The following is a 16,989-nucleotide window of genomic DNA, read 5'->3' as shown; positions in this document are numbered from 1 at the left end:
AGAGGTCTTTAAATTAATAGAACATGTTTAACGGAAACCTAGAATATCTCATCAGTAGCCTACCGAATTTATCCTTTAGCGATTCGGAAACCGTTCAGCAGGACGTTAAGGTACTGTTTAAAAAATATGCATCTACCTCAGAAGCATCAGATAGATTGGTTTCCATATTAAATGAAGAAGCTTCAAAATATCTATCCTTACAGGATTTTCAAAAGTTTGAAAGCATTCAGTTAAGTACTATACATAAAGAGCAATTTCAAAATAGCAATATAAAAGTCGTTTCAGAGTTTTCGAGATTCATGTTCCAATTAAAAAGTGAATTGAAGACGTTTCGCGTGGCCCGAAAATCTGAAGAATCATTTGGTAAAATTAGTTATGAACTACTAGGTGAGCTACCCGAGAATCCATTAAAGGCTGAGGAATATTTACTCGATATCAAATGGCAAAAATTGGATACCTTGTCCATTGGACATTATTCAAACTTATCAGCATTGGTGCTTTATAAACTGAAACTAGAAGTCTTGTTACGTTGGTGGCAATTCGATGCGGAAGTTGGATTTCAAGTTTTTCAACAATCCTTAAATGTAGCGTGATATGGCGGACAAGATTTTAATGAATAAAAATACCTTGGCTGCCTTAAAGAACGAATTGAAAGGCTATCGAACGGCACTTCCAGTTTTTGAAATGAAAGAGCAGCAGTTGAAAGAAGTTATTCAGACTATTGAAACAGCCGTTGAACGTTTGCAGGAAGCTATTGAAACAACCAATACCGATGTGAGGCAATGGGCGGCTGTTATGGCAGAACCTACTATCGATTTAGGTAAGTTGTTTAGGGTAAAGGAACTTAAAACCAAAACTCGTGAAATAGCAGGTGTTATCATTGAGCAATTTGTTTCTATTGATTTTGATGAAAGCGATATTGACTATTTTGAAACGCCACTATGGGTTGATGCTGCGTTAGTAGCTATTAAAGACCAGACTACCAATCAGGAGATGTTGAAGTTAGAATTGAAGAATTTGGAGAGTGTTAGAGAGGAATTGGCAGAGGCTAGACGCATGAAAAATGCACTTAAAGAAGTCTTTATTCCTGAAACCCAAAATAATATCCGAAAGATTGAGATTTATTTAGGTGACGTGGAACGCTTAGCGATTGGATGCGCTAAACTGGTGAAAAAGAAAAAACAGGTAAAAAGTGAAGTTGCATGATAGTTAGAATGAAAGAAATACTGCTTTTTACCAGTGCTCATTCTGTTGATGCCACCATTCAGAAAATAGGCGAACTCGGCGTTGTGGATATTAAAGAGGTGAATCCACCCTCAGGAGATATCATAGAACGGTGTTTGCAAGATATCGATGATACCCATCAGGCATTATCCATTTTAGAACAGCATGAATTGACGGATAAGGCTAATAATGATGTCATAGATACTAATGGAAAAGACCCAAAGCGTATTGTTGGTCGATTGGTAAAATCTAAAATAGTCAAGCAAAACATCTATAAAACTCTGGAAGACGTCAACAGCCAATTGGAGTTTTTTGATACTTGGGGTAAGAAGTTCCATCAGAGAGAACTCGACTATCTCAAGGAAAAAGGAATTTTTGTTCGATTGTACATGTTGAGCAAGTCTCAGTTAAAAACGCTCCCAAAAGATCGAGTAACCGTCACATTTACAGAGAAGGAAGGCAAAATACCTTTAGCATTGTTTTCGCAAAATGCCAAGGCTAGACTCAATTTTAAAGAAGTCGCTATTCCAGATATGCCATATTCTGCTTTACAGGACATTAAAAAAAGGAAAGAACGTCAACTAGAGCAGGTGGAGGTATTTCTCAATGAAATGAAGGGCTTTGAGGAATTATTGTCCGACTATAGTCATTTTTTAAATGATCGCTTGAATTCTGAAACGGCTCTAGATAGCATGGGTGATATTGAAGGCAAAGTGAAATTTTTAAGAGGATATCTCCCTAAAGATGCTTTGGATGGTTTTACTTCCGTGGCCAAGAAAGAACATTGGGGCTATTCCATTACCGAGCCTACCAATATGGATGAAGTACCTGTATATATTAAAAATCCAAAATGGATAAGCATTATCAATCCCATGATGAAGTTCATTGATATTGTTCCCGGTTACAAGGAAATTGATGTGTCTATCTATTTTTTAGTTGCTTTTGCCTTGTTTTTTGCCATGCTGGTTGGCGATGCAGGCTATGGTGTCATTTTCTTGATATTGGCTATCATTTTCAGAAAAAAAATGGCTTCACAGCTGCGTGCTTTAATTTTTGTGTTGAGTGGTTCGACCATTATTTGGGGCGTGTTGAGCGGGACTTATTTTGGTGCTGAACAAATTGCACAATTACCATTTTTGAAAGATTTGGTCATTCCAAATATTGCCAGTTTTGGCGTAGATAATATCAACTTTATGATGCATTTATCGTTTCTGATAGGTGCTATTCATTTAACGGTGGCGCATGGTATTCGAGTGTTTCAGTTTATCAATTCAATTAAAGCTTTAAGCGAAGTCGGATGGATAGCATTGGTTTGGGGACTCTTTTTTATAACAGAACAATTGGTATTGGGAAACCCAGCACCAAGCTGGTATAATTGGCTGTTTATAGTAGGGGCAACTTTAGTAGCATTGTTTTCCAAAGAAAGTAATAGCTTCTTTAAGAGTATGGGAGCGTCGATTGCTAATTTACCTTTGAGTTTAATTAGTGGATTTTCGGATATTGTATCTTATGTGAGGCTATTTGCTGTTGGAATGGCAACTGCTGCTGTAGCGGCAAGCTTTAATAATATGGCATTGCCAGATGGTATCGCTGGAATGGGTATTCTAGATTTTGTGATGGCTGCTGTTGCATTACTCTTAGGGCATACCTTAAATATTGCCCTGGCTTTAATGGCAGTTATGGTGCATGGTATACGATTGAATATGTTAGAATTTGCTGGCCATTTAGGTGTGCAGTTTTCAGGTGAAGCATATAAACCGTTTAAGTTAATGGTAAACAATAAAGAATGAAAAAGAAAAGAGTTTTGTCTCCTTGAGCATTGGTTGAGATAAAAATATATTTTGATTGAAAGCACGCTGCGAAGCAGCAGAAAGGTTGACAAAACATCTCGACTGCCTGTTCACCGTACGAGACTTTGGAAGGCGTGGCGCTCGATGTGACATTTAAATAGTCTCAGAGACAAGCGTCAATTCAGGTTTCGAGAATAAATTAAATTAAAGGATTTTAACTAAATAACAACGTTTTAAAATAAGATAACTATGAGTTTTTTAACATTTATACAAACATCAGTCAACGGCTTGGGGGATATGGGTATGTCCTTGAGCATAGCAGCCATTGGCTCTGCTATTGGAACAGGTATTGCGGGAATGGCTGCCATTGGCGCTTGGAAAAAGATGATAACCAGTGGGCAAAAAGCAGCAACAGCTTTATTAATTTTTGTTGGTGCGCCGTTATCCCAGGTGATTTATGGTATGATTTTAAAAAACGCAATTACCGATGCTAATCTCAACCCAGATTCTTATGTTTGGCAAATCATCATTGGATTATTTGCTGGAGCTGCTATGGCGGGTTCAGCGATTTTTCAAGGAAAAGCAGGTGCAAGAGCTTGTGATGCAATTGCCTCTGGTGCCAATGATACGGCCAAGTACATCATGATTATTGGCGTGGTCGAAACCGTAGCACTGTTTGTCATGATATTTACCATGACTGGGTTGCCAGGATAGAAAGGAGACTCAATTTTTAAGAAAAACAATAGACCTAATAAGCAAACTTGTTAGGTCTTTTTTTGAATGCCCCATCTACTTAAAAAGGGTAGCAGTATATTTTGGATTCATCAAATTATCCACACTTAAAATTTTATCCAATTCAGCCTCGGTAAGTAGTTTCTTTTCTAAAACCAGTTCTCTTATGGATTTTCCTGTGCTAATAGCTTCTTTTCCAATAATATCTCCCATATGATGCCCTATATACGGATTTAAAAAGGTAATAATACCAACCGAATTCATTACCATTTGCTTGGTGTGTTCTTCATTTACTGTAATGCCATCAATACATTTTTTGGCTAATGTGGTACAGGCATTAGAAAGTAATTCAAAAGATTCAAACAAACATTGGGCAATTACGGGTTCCATGACATTGAGTTGCAATTGACCAGCTTCTGCAGCGAATGAAATCGCTACATCATTACCAATAATCTTAAAACAGACCTGATTGACCACTTCGGGAATCACAGGATTCACCTTTGCAGGCATAATAGAAGAGCCCGCTTGTAGTTCTGGTAGATTTATTTCGTTGAGACCGCAACGCGGTCCTGAAGATAACAATCGCAAATCGTTGCAGATTTTAGAGAGTTTTACGGCAGTACGTTTTAGTGCACCAGACATCATCACATAAGCACCACAATCTGATGTGGCTTCAATTAAATTGGCTGCGGGTACAAAACTAGCCTTAGTGAATTTTTGAAGATAGCCAATAGAAAGCTCGGTAAAACCATCGGGTGCATTAACACTAGTACCTATGGCAGTGGCCCCTAAATTCACTTCCAGTATTAAATCGCGCGAATGTTTTAAATTTTTGTTTTCTTCTTTCAAATTCACGGACCAAGCCCCAAACTCATCTCCTAAAGACATAGGCACAGCATCTTGCAATTGGGTACGTCCCATTTTTAGAACATTCTTAAACTTAGATGCTTTTTTGTCTACGCTTGTTGTAAGGGTATTAAGATGCTCTAACAATATATTCATGTAAAAATACAATGCCACCCTAAACCCAGTAGGGTAGGCATCGTTGGTAGATTGCGACTTGTTGACATGGTCGTTAGGATTTAATACATCATATTCACCTTTATAATAGCCGTTAAGCTCTAGAGCTACATTGGCAATAACCTCGTTGGCATTCATGTTTACTGATGTGCCAGCACCACCTTGAAATACATCTGAAGGAAAAAATTCTGCATACTTTTCAAAATTTTCCAAAATGTGATCACAGGCCTGCATAATCATTTCAGCCTTTTCCGAGGGAATAGTACCTATTTCCAAATTTGCCGCTGCACAGGCCTTTTTGGTAAGAATTAAACCTTTTATAAGTAGGGGATAATCACCAACTTTGGTGTTGGAAATCTGAAAATTATCAATAGCGCGTTGGGTATGTATGCCGTAGTAGAGGTGATTGTCGATTTCTAGCTGCCCTAAAAGGTCGGTTTCCTTTCGTTTCATAGTGATAGGTTTAAGTTTGTACCAAAGTCATTGGTGTTATAGACGAGTTTAGCCAAGCATTTTTTGTTTCAACCAACTCGAATTCATTTCAGCAATATTCTTAATAGATATTCCTTCTGGACATTCTACTTCACATGCACCAGTATTGGTGCAATTGCCAAAACCTTCAATATCCATTTGATAGGTCATTTGTTCCAAGCGTTCTTTTGCTTCGGCCTTTCCTTGAGGTAAACTGTTGAGGTGGTTAATTTTTGCTGAAGTAAATAAAGCAGCAGAAGCATTTTTACAGGTTGCTACACAAGCACCACAGCCTATACAAGCTGCGGCATCCATAGCTTTATCGGCAATAGCTTTAGGAATAGGAATGGCATTGGCCTCAGGTGCGGTTCCTGTTTTTGAACTAATGTAGGCTCCAGCTTCGATAATTCGATCAAAAGCCGAACGATCAACTACCAAATCCTTTATTATTGGGAAAGCTGATGCCCGCCATGGCTCAACTGTAATGGTTTTACCATCATTAAAACTTCGCATGTGTAACTGGCATGTGGTCATATTGGGATGAGGACCATGGGCTCTTCCATTTATAAACACACCACACTGACCGCAAATACCTTCACGACAATCATATTCATAGGCAATTACTTTTTCGTCTTTTAACACCAATTCTTCATTAAGATGATCTAATGCCTCCAAAAAAGACATGTCTTCTGTTAATCCATCGACCTCATAGGTTTTGAAATCCCCTTTGGAATTGGGATTATCCTGTCGCCATATTTTAAAGGTTACTTTCATGCTGCCTGTTATTTATAACTTCTCACTGTGGGTTTTACAAATTCAAATTCAAGTTGTTCTTTATGCAATTTGAAATTACCTGCATCATAGTCCCAAGCCGAAACAAAGGAATAGTCTTCATCAACGCGCAAAGCCTCTCCGTCTTTAGTTTGGTATTCTTCCCTAAAATGCGCACCGCAAGATTCTTCACGCTGTAAAGCATCGGTACACATTAATATGCCTAACTCAATGAAATCTGCCAAACGATACGCTTTTTCTAATTCGGTATTCATTTCGTTAGAATTTCCAGTAACTTTCACATCAGTCCAAAATTCTTCTTTAAGTTGCTTTATCTGAATAATTGCCTTTCCGAGACCTTCTTTAGTGCGACTCATAGCACATTCATTCCACATAATCTTACCTAGTTCCCTATGAAAATGATCTACAGTTTTTGTTCCATCTATAGATAGAATTTTTCCAATATGTGCTCTAGCATCGTTTTCTGCTTTATCAAACTCAGGATGTTCTTTGGTTGGATGGTCTGCTTTTATTTCATTAGCCAAATAATTATTTATGGTATTCGGTAAAATAAAATAACCGTCAACACTTGCTTGTAAAAGAGAATTGGCACCCAAACGATTGGCACCATGATCTGAAAAGTTGCATTCTCCAACGGCATAAAGACCAGGAATGGTAGTCATTAGCTCATAATCTACCCAAAGGCCACCCATGGAAAAATGCGCTGCAGGGGAAATAAGCATTGGTGTGGTGTAGGCATCAATTCCTGTGATTTTTTTATACATATTGAACAAGTTACCATAGCGGTCTTTTATAGTGTCTAATCCGAATTTTTCAATAGCGTGTTTAAAATCTAAATAAACCGCATTCTTAAGACGACCAACACCATAACCTGCATCTATACGTTCTTTAGCCGCTCTTGAGGCAATATCCCGAGGTGCTAAATTTCCAAAGCTTGGATAGCGACGCTCCAAATAATAATCGCGTCCATCCTCAGGAATATCTTTCGGCCGTCTGCTGTCTTCTTTTTGTTTGGGAACCCAAATACGACCATCATTTCGCAAAGATTCTGACATTAAGGTCAATTTGGATTGTGCTTCACTTGATTGTGGTAAGGCGGTTGGGTGAATTTGCGTGAAACTAGGTGCTGCAAAGAATGCTCCTTTTTTATGGGCTTTCCAAATAGCGCTGCCGTTGCAACCTATGGCCAAGGTTGACAAACGGAATACTCTTGAGTAGCCACCAGTTGCCAAAACCACGGCGTCGGCAGCATAGCGCTCTAATTGACCGGTCACTAAATTTCTAACAATAATGCCTTTAGCTTTACCATCGATAAGTACTAAATCCATCATCTCGCTTCGTGGGTACATGGTTACTTTTTTGGCACGAATCATTTTATAGAGTTGTGAATAGGCTGCTAATAATAATTGCTGACCGGTTTGCCCTCTGGCATAAAATGTACGTTGTACTTGGACGCCACCAAAGCTACGGTTCACCAAAGTGCCACCATATTCGCGAGCGAAAGGCACACCTTGTTGTACAAAATGGTCAATTAAAGGTGCGGAAAGTTCGGCTAAGCGATAGGTGTTGGCTTCTCGAGATCGAAAGTCTCCGCCTTTTAAAGTGTCATAAAACATGCGGTATACACTATCACCATCATGTTGATAATTTTTAGCAGCATTAATACCACCTTGCGCAGCTACAGAGTGTGCGCGTCTGGCAGAGTCCTGATAGCAAAAACATTGAACATCATAGCCCAATTCTGCTAATGTTGAAGCAGCACCAGCACCGCTTAAGCCAGAGCCCACAACGATGACATTTAATTTCTTCTTATTTGCGGGATTAATGAGTTGAGATTTCAACTGGTAGTTTCGCCATTTTTTTTCTAATGGTCCTTCAGGTATCTTAGAGTTCAATTGAATTTTCATCACTTCTAAGATAATCGAAAAACTAATCTTTTACAAGATAATTGTACTAAATAAGTGTCGAAATTTGTTGCCCTTCAGTAGTCAGATAATTTTTCATTAAATCTACAGTCATGCATGAGTGCACAGGCAGAACAAGCACATAATCTCCTATTGTGTAGCTATCAAAATCCTGAAATGGAACCTTAATAATACCATGCTCTTGAGATAAGTTTTTTACATAGGTGTTTGCTAGAACCTTGCCCCAACCATTTTTGGTTTTCTCTACGACTTTTCCGTAGATGGTGATATCGTTTTCAATTAATCGGTCCTTGGAAAAATGAATACCACCACCATATATTACTAATTCTGAACGATTTTTGTGTTTTGCTACAATTGGGCAAGCCATAGCGACAGCTATATCTTCGATGGTATTAGATCCGATTTGGTATTGCATTACATCGTAAAACACAAAATTACCTGGGCGTATTTCATCAATTCCAGAAAAATCTTCTGACACACTGCAGCTCGGCGTATCACCAAGGGATATGACTATATTAGGATATCTAGAAAGATAGTTGTTCTTCAGTTGGTTAATGACCTTTAAACTTCTATTATGGGTGTCCTTAATACATTCTACAGAGTCACACTTGTAGGTATGACCAGAATGCGATAAGAAACCTTCAAATTCCATTAACGGACAATTCTCTATCACTTCTAACAGAAAATTTATATCATCAATATGACTAGGGTCAATGCCTGTTCTGCCATAACCCACATCAATCTGAATAAAAATATTGACCTTGTGCGTAAGATGGTTTTTTAAGTACAGAATACTTTTACTATTCTCAACCGTTAAATTAAGTGTAATTTTTGATGCCAAACTGTTAATCGTCTTAATTTCCAGAATATTAGTAGGGAAGGCCACGGTGATATCATTCCATTCCTTGGAGAAATAGTCAGCCATGGTCAAAGATGATACGGCAATCTTATTAACTCCATAATTCTTAAACCATAGACCGATTTCGAGTGATTGGTGGGTTTTAAAATGCGGACGAAATTGTAGTTGGTGTCTTTTAGCTTTTGAAGCCATTCTTTGAATATTCATCATGCATTTTTCCTTATCAATAATAAGGGTTGGCTTCGTTATGTTAAGATTTTTGTGCATGATGTAATTAAGCTAATTCCGTATTTAGCCTACAAGTTATAAAACCTTTTGAAATGATTTTAAACTAGTGCTGTTCCACCCATTTTCTAGCATTCACAAAGGCTTCTAACCAAGGTGAGACTTCATCTTGTCTCCCTTTAGGATAGTTAGCCCAATTCCATTGAAACGTTGATCGTTCTATGTGTGGCATCGTTACTAAATGCCTACCTGTTTTGTCGCACATCATGGCCGTATTAAAATCTGATCCATTGGGATTGTGCGGATAGCCTTCATAGCTATATTTTGCTACAATGTCATATTTGTCTTCAGAATATGGGAGATTAAACTTCCCCTCTCCATGCGAAATCCAAACGCCTAATTGGCTGCCCACTAGACTTGATAACATCACGGAATTATTCTCTTGAATTTTAACTGATGTAAAAGCGCTTTCATGCTTATGCGAATCATTATAGGTCATTTTTCCATGCACTTCGTGCTCTGGATTAATGAGGTCTAATTCCATCCAAAGTTGACAACCATTGCAGATGCCAACGGAGAGGGTATCTTCTCTTTGGAAGAAATCCCAAATGACTTTATTGGCCTTTTCATTGTATTTGATGGCACCAGCCCAACCTTTGGCAGAGCCCAATACATCCGAATTGCTAAAGCCTCCTACAGCTCCTAAAAACTGAATATCTTCTAAAGTTTCTCGACCAGAAATAAGATCGGTCATGTGCACATCTTTCACATCAAATCCAGCCAAATACATGGCATTTGCCATTTCACGCTCGGAATTACTGCCTTTTTCTCTTAGAATGGCAGCTTTTGGTCTTTCGATACGATTCGTGTTAGACGAATCACTCGAGGTGACAGGGAGTTTACCCGTAAAATGCTTAGGAAATGTGTAGTTTAATGGCTGGTGTTTGTAATTTTCAAACCGTTTGTCAGCTAAATTGTTTGCAGTTTGTTTGCGGTCGAGTAGAAGCGAGGTTTTATACCAAACATCTCTGAGACGAGATATAGTCATAGTGTAAACTTGATTGTCATTTATCAGACCAAGCACATCACTTTCGGTGACCTCTCCAATTTTATGGAACGAGATATCGGCATCTGTCAATTTCTTTTCTATTGAATCATCTGCGGATTGAATTACTATTCCAGCATTTTCAGAAAACAGTACCTTAAACGTATCTTTTTCGCCAAGACTTGTAATCTCTAATTCGGCACCAATATTCTTATCAGCAAAACACATTTCGAGAAGTGTTGTAATTAAACCACCTGATGCCACATCATGTCCAGCCACAATTTTTTCATCTTTAATTAATTGCTGAATGGTGTTGAATACGCTAACGACATATTTAGCATCTTTAATAGTAGGTGTTTCGCTCCCAATTTTATTATTGATTTGTGCAAAAGAACTACCACCAAGTTTAAAACTATCTTGAGATATATTGATATAATAGATAGAGCCCTTATCTTTTTGAAGAACAGGTTCAATAACCTTAGTAATATCATTACAATGAGCTGCTGCAGAAATAATCACAGTTCCTGGAGCAATGACATCACCATCAGGATATTTTTGTTTCATGGATAGTGAATCTTTTCCTGTTGGAACATTTATGCCAAGGTCGATTGCAAATTCTGAAACCGCTTTCACAGCTTCATACAGTCTGGCATCCTCACCTTTATTTCTACAAGGCCACATCCAATTGGCTGAAAGCGATACACTTTTTAAACCATCTTTTAATGGAGACCAAATTATATTGGTCAAAGCCTCAGCAATTGAATTGCGACTTCCCGCAATTGGGTCTATTAGTGCCGAAATTGGGGAGTGTCCGACAGAAGTAGCTATCCCTTCTTTGCCTTTATAATCGAGTGCCATTACACCAACATTGTTGAGTGGTAATTGTAATGGGCCAACACATTGTTGCTTAGCTACTTTTCCACCAACGCAACGATCTACTTTATTGGTTAACCAGTCCTTACAAGCAACAGCTTCAAGTTGTAATACTTGGTCTAAATAATCATAAAATTTGTCTGTATTATATGAAATGTCAGCGTAATGCTTCGCAACGGTAACATCATTCATTATGGTTTTTGGAGAACTTCCAAACATATCTTCTAGGGCTAAATCCATTGGCTTATCGCCTTTGGTTTTAGATTCAAAAGTAAATCGATGCTTGCCTGTAGCTTCTCCAACATCATATATTGGTGAACGTTCTCGGTCTGCAATTTTGTGCAAGGTTTCTAGATGCTCATCCGCTATGACTAATCCCATTCGTTCTTGGGATTCGTTACCTATAATTTCTTTTGCTGAAAGTGTAGGGTCACCAATAGGAAGTTTGTCCAAATCTATATGTCCTCCAGTATCTTCGACTAATTCCGATAAGCAATTGAGGTGTCCACCTGCACCATGATCGTGAATAGAGACGATGAAGTTCTCGTCACTTTCTACCATACCTCTAACAGCATTGGCGGCACGTTTTTGCATTTCGGGATTTGACCGTTGCACAGCATTCAACTCTATGCCTGAATCAAACTCCCCTGTATCTGCTGATGATACTGCTGCTCCTCCCATGCCGATTCTGTAGTTGTCCCCACCTAGAATAACAATTTTATCGCCAGCTTTAGGGATATCTTTTAGGGCTTGGTTTGCTTTTCCGTAACCAATACCACCAGCAAGCATAATCACTTTATCGTATCCGAGTTTTCTGGACACTGAGGCTCTCGAAGTCTCCTGAGTACCTTCGAGAGCCTCAGGCACCATATCATTTTTTTCATTGTGTTCAAACGTGAGCACAGAACCACAAATAAGTGGTTGCCCAAACTTGTTACCAAAATCTGAAGCTCCATTACTAGCTTTGATTAAAATATCTATCGGAGTTTGATATAACCATTTGCGTTCTGGGAAAGCTTTTTCCCAATCCCGATGGCTATCGGAATCTTCAAGTCTCGAATATGAGGTCATGTAAACTGCTGTTCCTGCTAATGGAATAGAGCCTTTTCCACCGGCTAACCTATCCCTGATTTCACCTCCTGAGCCCGTTGCCGCACCATTAAAAGGTTCTACGGTCGTTGGAAAATTATGCGTTTCTGCTTTTAACGAAATAACGGATTCAAAATCTTTGGTCGTATAGTAATCTGGAATATCTGCACGTTGAGGCGCAAATTGTTCAACAACAGGGCCTTTGATAAATGCTACGTTGTCTTTGTAGGCAGAAACAATATCATTGGGATTCTTATTTGAGGTTTCTTTAATCATTTTGAACAAAGACAATGGTTGCTCTTTGCCATCAATTACAAAAGTGCCATTAAATATTTTATGTCGGCAATGTTCGGAATTAACTTGCGAAAACCCAAAAACTTCAGAGTCTGTTAATGGTCTCTCTATTTTTTTGGAAACATCTTCTAAATATTCGATTTCTTCATCACTTAATGCCAAACCTTCTTGTTGATTGTATGATGCAATATCTTCAATATTTTGAATAGCTTCTGGTTGAATATCTATGGTAAAAATACCTTGATGCAGACTTCTGAATTTCTCAGATATCATTGGGTCATACCCTTTGAAATCTTCAGTCGTGGCTGTAAACTCTTCAATCCTGATGATTCCAGATATTCCCATATTTTGGGTGATTTCAACAGCATTTGTACTCCAAGGTGTAATCATGGCAGCTCTAGGACCAATAAAAAAAGCATCGATTGATGCTTGCTCTATTTTGGGCTGGTTGCCAAATAACCATGTTAATTTAGATGTTGTTTCAGTTGATAATTCTTTTGTGGCTTGAACAGCAAAAACTTTACTGTTTTGGTTTCCAAAGAAGTGAATCATTAGATGCAGGAATTGTTGCGATTAATAAACAGCAAATTTACGCTTTTTTACGGGAAATTAAGTGTTATGTCCTTATCTAAAAGATGAAGTTATTCACTAGTAATTGACATTAGAAATAGGATTTTAAAATACGCTTTACAGATCCATAATAGGTACTGCCAAAAATATTGAGATGAACCAATAAATAGTATAATTGATACAACTCAATACGTTGATTATAGAAATTGGTTATAGGCCGATTGCTATGGTAGGCTTCATAAAAACTCAAATTAAATCCGCCAAAAAGTTTGCTCATGGCAATATCAATTTCTGAATGGCCATAATATGTAGCTGGGTCTATGAGATAAGGCGTTCCATCTTCTGCTATAATAAAGTTTCCTCCCCATAAATCCCCATGAAGTAGCGAAGGTTTAATACCATTGCAAATTCCTTCAAACGTCAATTTAATGTTCTGACTAGAGGGAATTTCAGATGAATTTAGCACCCCTTTTTTAAGTGCCAATTTTAGTTGGAAACCTAGTCGTTGTTCACTATAAAAATTAATCCAGTTTTCAGTACGCGTATTTCGTTGTTCAAGACTTCCAATATAATTGTCACTGTTTAATCCAAAATTTTCTGATGTATGATTATGAAGTTGAGAAAGTTGAAATCCCAGTTTTGAATAATCTTTAGAGGATGGTGATTTTGAAGGTATATACTCCATGAGAAGGTAAGCGCTGCCATTATGAATTCCAGAATTGATGACCTTGGGTGTGGCAATGGTATTGGTTTTAGCAATTAACTTGAGTCCATTTGCTTCAGCTTCAAACATGTTTTGCGAAACGTTTAAACGACTGCACTTAAGAATGTAGGACAACCTTTTGGATGTATCTATTCTAAAAACAGAAGCGGTATCACCACCGGATAATGAGGAGTAGCTTAATATTGATGATTCTAAAACATTTTCAAAAAGACTTTTTAGCCCCTCATCCAACAACATTGTTATTGCTTAACTAGTTTAATTGTCTTATTTTGATTACCAAGAAATAATTGAATAAGGTACATTCCCCCTTCTAAATCACCGATGTTTATCTCACCATTATTTGTAAAACCTTTAGCGACTTTTGTTCCGAGAATTGAAAATATTTCATATTCAAAAACTTCATTAGAGCTTAGATATAAAATGCTACCTTTAGATGGGTTAGGATAAATTTTGATATTATTCAGATTATATTCAGCAGAACTTAATAGGCCACAAGTCCAAGACATATTATCAAACATAACTCTATTAGACGGAATACTGTTGTTGTTGATCTCTAAAGTGTTAAAAGGAGTAATATCTGCATTAATTGTCGTAGTAGTTGGTGTATCACTATAAGGTATATTGCCTACAACGGTTCCATTTATAACTAAATCAAATGTACCAGAGCCTCCACTAAATACACGCTGTGTTGTAATTGAAAAAGATTCAATAACAGTGCTAAAACTATCTGTATATTGCAAAGTGCCATTTCTTATGGTTATGGCTCGTCCATCTAAAGTCTGATCTGTCCTTGCATCGGTAGCGCTATAAGAAAATCCATTATTGCCAACCCACATTACGTTTGTATATTGACTAGAATTCGCCGGCATATTATCAAAGGTTTCATTAGTACAATTTAAATCACTACCGTCATTTAAAGTGGCATCACAAGACTCATTGCTAAAATCAGATTCGTTGCCAGCAGCATCTCTTGCTCTTATGGTAAAACAGTAAACAGTATCTGTTATTAAACCGAAGGCTGTTGTATTTGTATTTGTATTACCAGTATTGAATGAGAAAACGCTATTAATATAAATATCATAAGACGTTACAGCAACATTATCTGTGGATGCTGTCCAGTTTAAATCGATGCTGCTAACCGTTGGGTTGGAAGTTATTAGGTTAGTTGGATTTGTTGGAGGTGTTGTATCTGGTGTAGCATTCCATATGGCATTGGCATAACTAGGATTGTCAACAAAAGGATTACGATTGTTTTGATAATTAAAAACGGTGTTATTTCTATCTATTTCTTTTTGTGAAACAGGATCATTATTATGCCAAGTCAACAAAATGTTTAGGAATGGATCGGCTATAGCTTTGTCATTACTACCATCAAACATTGGGTAACTGCTCCAATTATCGACTTGGTCTTCATAGCGTGTAACAAAATAAAAGTATATTCTTGCTACATCACCTTTAAATTCATCGATGGGTTCAAAAACAGTATTTGTATAACCAGCAGAATAGCCGCTGTTGAGGTTGCCGCCAGCCTTAGAACCATTCATTGTTGGATTGCTAATACCACTCTGAGAAATCAATTGATTATCATCCACACGGCCAAAAGGTAAATTACTTCTTAATCCATTAACTCTGCCATCAGTAGGAATAACGGTGTGTGCATCATCTACCATTGGACTTGCTTCGTTATATACGGATCTAGGTATTATATGTTCTTTATTGTAGCATTCCCCTTCGCTACTAAAATTCCCTGCACATTCATCAGTTAGAAAATTGTAATTGTAAGGATCTGAACCGCTTGGATTTTCTGAATAAATATCTAAAATGGTGCTATCATTCTCATAATATAAATCAAGGTCACTTGTGCCGTAAAGATTGTCTAAATTATCCCCTTGGTCATTATGTAAGAATTCTGGGGAAAGCCCATTATTGTTGTCATTTATGATTCTCTTTAATTGGGATTTTAAAGCAAAACCGGTTAGTCCATTTGCTGAATCATAGTAGCCTGTTGGAGCTTGTCCAAAGGATAACAATGAGATAAGCATGAATGTGAGTATGTAGTATTGTTTCATAAATCTAATTTATTCATTTATTTTTTCCAATAGTGCCATATAAAATCCATCATAACCAGATTTATGAGCTAGCACTTTTTTGTCTTTCACAAAAGTAAACGCTTTTCCCATTTCGGAGGTTAAAAATTTATCAATTTGTTTTTCGTTTTCAGATGGTAGAATTGAACAAGTGGCATAGACCATTTTTCCGCCAGGTTTTACCATTTTGGAGTATTGATGCAACGCTTCGGTTTGAGTGTCTTTTATATTATCAATAAACTCTGGTGTTAACTTCCATTTTGCATCGGGATTTCGTCTTAAAACACCTAAACCCGAACAAGGTGCATCTATTAGTAATCGATCAGCTTTGCCATGCAGCTTTTTAATGGGCTTGGTAGAATCAATAACTTTTAGTTCCACATTATGAACTCCATTTCGTCGTGCTCTTACTTTTAACTTTTTTAATTTACTTTCGTAAATGTCCATTGCAATAATCTGGCCTTTATTCTCCATAAGAGAAGCCAGATGCAATGTTTTACCACCTGCACCTGCACAAGCATCAACGACTTTCATACCTGATTTTACATCGAGAAAATCGGCAACCAATTGTGACGAGGCATCCTGAACTTCGAACCAACCCTTTTTAAACGCTTCTGTTCTAAAGACATTGGCACGTTCCTTAAGTCTTAATGCTGAGGCGTGTTGTGGAAGAAATTCTGTTTCTATATTCTCAGATTGAAGCTTTAGACGTAAATCTTTTTTATTGGTTTTTAATGTATTGACTCTTAGGATAACATCTGCCTGTTCGTTTTGTTTGGTAATTTCATTCGTCCAAACGGATTCACCGAGCTCTTCAAGTCCTAGGCTGTCCATCCAATCAGGAATGGATTCTCTATATTTCCTGACCTTGCTCAATTCGTCAAAGCGCCCTTTTATTTTTCGAGTTGGTGTATCGTAGAAATATTTCCAATCTGGTAATCTTATGCCTTTTAGTGTGGCCCACACTGCAAATAATCGCCATAAATTATCCCTATCGTAAGGCGCTTTTACATTGGCTATTTCAGCATATAAGCGCTTGTAGCGTACAATTTCATAGGTGGTTTCTGCTATAAAACCTCTATCACGGCTTCCCCAACGTTTGTCGCGCTTTAGTAATTGTTGTACAACTTTATCTGCATATTCGTTCTCATTGAAGATTTGGTGTAGACCATCAATAACTGCAAAGCATAAGTTTCTGTGTAAGCGCATGTTGTTAAATATAAGCGCGCAAAGTTACATTTAATTCATTAATTTGTAGAAGATAATTTA

The 16,989-nt window shown here is 37.6% G+C and carries 12 protein-coding genes; 4 read left to right on the top strand and 8 right to left on the bottom strand.

All coding sequences use genetic code 11. The features are described 5' to 3' along the window. Positions 1 to 23 precede the first annotated feature (23 nt). The 4 genes from Q0992_RS16195 (at position 24) to Q0992_RS16180 (ending at position 3,728) form a co-directional block, all read left to right on the top strand. Positions 24 to 593: a DUF2764 family protein gene (locus Q0992_RS16195; RefSeq protein WP_299526841.1), complete on the top strand. Its 570-nt coding sequence runs from the start codon at positions 24 to 26 to the stop codon at positions 591 to 593. Between the two features lies 1 nt (position 594). Continuing rightward, positions 595 to 1,206, top strand: a complete 612-nt coding sequence (locus tag Q0992_RS16190) for a V-type ATP synthase subunit D (RefSeq protein WP_299526839.1) — start codon at positions 595 to 597, stop codon at positions 1,204 to 1,206. After that, positions 1,203 to 3,014, top strand: a complete 1,812-nt coding sequence (locus tag Q0992_RS16185; protein WP_299526838.1) for a hypothetical protein — start codon at positions 1,203 to 1,205, stop codon at positions 3,012 to 3,014. The genes Q0992_RS16190 and Q0992_RS16185 overlap by 4 nt, the downstream gene beginning before the upstream one ends. Before the next feature lie 249 nt (positions 3,015 to 3,263). After that, on the top strand, positions 3,264 to 3,728 hold the full coding sequence (locus Q0992_RS16180) for a hypothetical protein (RefSeq protein ID WP_299526837.1): 465 nt from the start codon (positions 3,264 to 3,266) through the stop codon (positions 3,726 to 3,728). A 75-nt stretch (positions 3,729 to 3,803) separates the two neighbouring features. Here Q0992_RS16180 and aspA read toward each other — a convergent pair whose 3' ends face one another. The 8 genes from aspA to Q0992_RS16140 all read right to left on the bottom strand — a co-directional run bounded on the left by aspA (position 3,804) and on the right by Q0992_RS16140 (position 16,929). Next, positions 3,804 to 5,219: an aspartate ammonia-lyase gene (gene aspA, locus Q0992_RS16175; protein ID WP_367277975.1), complete on the bottom strand. Its 1,416-nt coding sequence runs from the start codon at positions 5,217 to 5,219 to the stop codon at positions 3,804 to 3,806. Between the two features lie 48 nt (positions 5,220 to 5,267). Beyond that, a complete protein-coding gene (locus tag Q0992_RS16170) occupies positions 5,268 to 6,011 on the bottom strand; it encodes a succinate dehydrogenase/fumarate reductase iron-sulfur subunit (RefSeq protein WP_299526835.1) in 744 nt (247 codons plus the stop codon). An 8-nt stretch (positions 6,012 to 6,019) separates the two neighbouring features. Beyond that, complete coding sequence (locus Q0992_RS16165; protein ID WP_299526895.1) at positions 6,020 to 7,930, bottom strand: fumarate reductase/succinate dehydrogenase flavoprotein subunit; 1,911 nt, start codon at positions 7,928 to 7,930, stop codon at positions 6,020 to 6,022. 52 nt (positions 7,931 to 7,982) lie between these two features. Then, on the bottom strand, positions 7,983 to 9,080 hold the full coding sequence (locus tag Q0992_RS16160; RefSeq protein WP_299526833.1) for an alanine racemase: 1,098 nt from the start codon (positions 9,078 to 9,080) through the stop codon (positions 7,983 to 7,985). A gap of 64 nt (positions 9,081 to 9,144) precedes the next feature. Then, positions 9,145 to 12,891 (bottom strand): phosphoribosylformylglycinamidine synthase, encoded by a 3,747-nt coding sequence (gene purL, locus Q0992_RS16155; RefSeq protein WP_299526831.1) that lies wholly within the window; start codon positions 12,889 to 12,891, stop codon positions 9,145 to 9,147. Between the two features lie 109 nt (positions 12,892 to 13,000). Further along, a complete protein-coding gene (locus Q0992_RS16150; protein WP_299526829.1) occupies positions 13,001 to 13,870 on the bottom strand; it encodes a fructosamine kinase family protein in 870 nt (289 codons plus the stop codon). Positions 13,871 to 13,872: 2 nt separating this feature from the next. Then, on the bottom strand, positions 13,873 to 15,702 hold the full coding sequence (locus Q0992_RS16145) for an endonuclease (RefSeq protein WP_299526827.1): 1,830 nt from the start codon (positions 15,700 to 15,702) through the stop codon (positions 13,873 to 13,875). A 9-nt stretch (positions 15,703 to 15,711) separates the two neighbouring features. After that, positions 15,712 to 16,929: an RsmB/NOP family class I SAM-dependent RNA methyltransferase gene (locus Q0992_RS16140; RefSeq protein ID WP_299526825.1), complete on the bottom strand. Its 1,218-nt coding sequence runs from the start codon at positions 16,927 to 16,929 to the stop codon at positions 15,712 to 15,714. Positions 16,930 to 16,989 lie beyond the last annotated feature (60 nt).

Source organism: Winogradskyella sp., from assembly GCF_028289625.1.
Lineage (GTDB): Bacteria > Bacteroidota > Bacteroidia > Flavobacteriales > Flavobacteriaceae > Winogradskyella.
The sequence above is the reverse complement of the archived record's forward strand: the minus strand, read 5'-3'. Positions and strand labels throughout refer to the sequence as shown.

Coding starts and splice junctions, on each gene's coding strand:
- Q0992_RS16185 (WP_299526838.1), top strand. CDS start 1,203: ATGATAGTTAGAATGAAAGAAATACTGCTTTTTACCAGTGCTCATTCT.
- Q0992_RS16190 (WP_299526839.1), top strand. CDS start 595: ATGGCGGACAAGATTTTAATGAATAAAAATACCTTGGCTGCCTTAAAG.
- Q0992_RS16180 (WP_299526837.1), top strand. CDS start 3,264: ATGAGTTTTTTAACATTTATACAAACATCAGTCAACGGCTTGGGGGAT.
- Q0992_RS16145 (WP_299526827.1), bottom strand. CDS start 15,702: ATGAAACAATACTACATACTCACATTCATGCTTATCTCATTGTTATCC.
- aspA (WP_367277975.1), bottom strand. CDS start 5,219: ATGAAACGAAAGGAAACCGACCTTTTAGGGCAGCTAGAAATCGACAAT.
- Q0992_RS16160 (WP_299526833.1), bottom strand. CDS start 9,080: ATGCACAAAAATCTTAACATAACGAAGCCAACCCTTATTATTGATAAG.
- Q0992_RS16140 (WP_299526825.1), bottom strand. CDS start 16,929: ATGCGCTTACACAGAAACTTATGCTTTGCAGTTATTGATGGTCTACAC.
- purL (WP_299526831.1), bottom strand. CDS start 12,891: ATGATTCACTTCTTTGGAAACCAAAACAGTAAAGTTTTTGCTGTTCAA.
- Q0992_RS16170 (WP_299526835.1), bottom strand. CDS start 6,011: ATGAAAGTAACCTTTAAAATATGGCGACAGGATAATCCCAATTCCAAA.
- Q0992_RS16195 (WP_299526841.1), top strand. CDS start 24: ATGTTTAACGGAAACCTAGAATATCTCATCAGTAGCCTACCGAATTTA.
- Q0992_RS16150 (WP_299526829.1), bottom strand. CDS start 13,870: ATGTTGTTGGATGAGGGGCTAAAAAGTCTTTTTGAAAATGTTTTAGAA.